Source organism: Oleiphilus sp. HI0043 (assembly GCF_001634935.1).
In genome coordinates this window covers 1-2,092 of record NZ_LWEY01001174.1, presented here as the reverse complement: position 1 = coordinate 2,092, position 2,092 = coordinate 1, and the positions used below count along the sequence as shown (strand labels likewise).

Here is a 2,092-nt window from a genome sequence, read left to right as displayed (position 1 = left end):
ACAGCAGGGTATTCAGGGCTTATACAGCGCCAGCCTTTTTGATTATGACGAGTCAATGCTTCCTCTACTAAAGCAAGGGGCGGAACTTGGGCGAAGTTTTGTTCAGCCTAAGTATTGGGGCAAACGAAGTTTGGATTACCTTTGGTATGGCATCGGTTCTTACTTAAGCAAGAACCCTGATGTGAAATACTTATATGGTCCGGTCAGTATCTCGAACGACCTGCCTAAAGCAGCAAAAGATTTATTAGTTTACTTCTTCACTCTTTATTTTGGCAGCTTTGACGAGACGGAATCTCGGCCTAAGGCTGTATCGAAGCACCCCTATTTGCTCTCAAACGATCTGCTTGATGCCTTGAGCCAGAATTTTTCAGGTACGGATTATAAAGAAGACTTTATGATTCTTAAGAACATCTTGTCGAATATGGGCTGTAGCGTGCCGACTTTGTACAAGCAGTATAGCGACCTATGTGAACCGGGTGGCCTAAAGTTCTTGGGCTTTGGTGTTGACCCTGACTTTGGTGATTGTATCGACGGTTTAGTGATGGTCGATGTCAGTAAGATCAAGGAAAAGAAGCGTAAGCGCTATATCCCTGAAGTTATTGAACAACAGGAAGATAAATAATGCGTGCGGCCTGGCAAGCATTGAATGTGATGTGGACATTGCATGGTGAGCAGGCGTCGGGCGAGAAGTCTGCCCGTAGCGAACTGCTTTATCTTGAGGGGAGTGATATTGATAGCAGCTGCGTCAGTGTTGATGTCTATGAACCGCATATAAAACCGAAGGGATGCATTGCGTTCTTTCACGGCATGTCTCCTTTTGGAAAAGACGATTCTCGTATCGTTACACTTTGTCAGTCGCTATGTCATGTCGGCTTTAGAGTGGTTTCTCCTGATGTTCAGTCAATCAAAACTTTGAAGATTGATCCTCGGCAGATCGACTTGGTTGCAGATATATTAAGTGCGTTGGTGGATCAGTCGCACTTATGTTCTTCGGGTAGGCTGAGTGTTCTTGCGCCGTCTTTTTCCGGTGCCATATGTTTGGCTGCTGCAGCGGATGAACGTGTTAAAGACCGAATCATCTCGGTGTGTGCCATTGGTGCATTTACGGAAGTTGATTCGGTGATGAACTACTTGCTGACCGATACCGATGCAGACCCCTATGGGCGTTATATTGTACTGAAGAAAATTATCCCAATGGTGATGGAGGCGAAGGTCAATGAGAATTGCCTGGCTTTACAACAAGCCTTGGATGCAGCGATTCAGGACAATATTAATGAAACGACCCTGCTTGATATAGAAAACAAGCCGGAGCCGGGTAGTAATATTACTTTAGGGCAATGCATCGACCAATTAAGCCAGAGTGAAGCGAGTCTGGTGCATCGTGTTTTGAGCGACTCACAGTACCGGGAACTACTTTTTTCGAAAGCGAAAACGCCTCTATCAGAAGAATTAGAGGCTCTGGATATTGTCTCTCGCTTAGATGATTTGAGTGCCAAGGTTTTTCTGCTGCATGGCGCGGCAGACAATGTCATTCCCTGCGGGCAGTCAGAGCTCTTATACCGCAAACTACGCGAGATGAAAAAAGACGTTGATTTAGTGGTCACTCCTTTTATTAGCCATGGTGATACATGCTTTAGCTTAAGGCAGGTATTTGATGTCTGGCGTATCGTCAAAGGCTTTTCATTCTTTTTTGAAGACCACCATGCTTACACGAGATAGACAATCTTGAGAGAGTACGGCTTATACGGATATATTGATGAATAAAAATAAAATAAAAAAACGGCTGCCTGAGCTTTGGCAGTTAGAGCAGATTATTTCCCACACTAAGCACCCTCTGGTTGTTAATACCGAAGCGAATATTGATTTAGCCGGTCATCAGCTGCCACTGTATAGCATTGAAATGACACCTTATCGCCCGGGGCTGCCGACCGTTATTATTTCGGCGGGTGTTCATGGGATCGAGCGTATCGGTACACAAGTTTTGCTGTCGTACCTAGAGATGCTGCTGTCGCGAATGTCTTGGGATGTGGTGGTCGCCAAACAATTAGAAGCAATGAACTTAGTGTTTTTGCCGATAGTTAATCCTGGCGGG

Annotated in this window: 3 protein-coding genes; all 3 read left to right on the top strand. The window is 45.2% G+C overall.

Features of this window, described 5'->3' with window-relative positions; genetic code table 11:
* A partial coding sequence (locus tag A3729_RS13525) for a GNAT family N-acetyltransferase (RefSeq protein ID WP_156497949.1) occupies positions 1-622 on the top strand: 622 nt, incomplete at its 5' end.
* Entirely contained in the window at positions 622-1,719 is a 1,098-nt protein-coding gene (locus tag A3729_RS13520) for an alpha/beta hydrolase (RefSeq protein ID WP_068507721.1), read from the top strand. The genes A3729_RS13525 and A3729_RS13520, both read left to right, overlap by 1 nt.
* Before the next feature lie 37 nt (positions 1,720-1,756).
* Positions 1,757-2,092: M14 family zinc carboxypeptidase (locus tag A3729_RS13515; RefSeq protein ID WP_255376395.1), on the top strand; the 336-nt coding region annotated here is incomplete at its 3' end.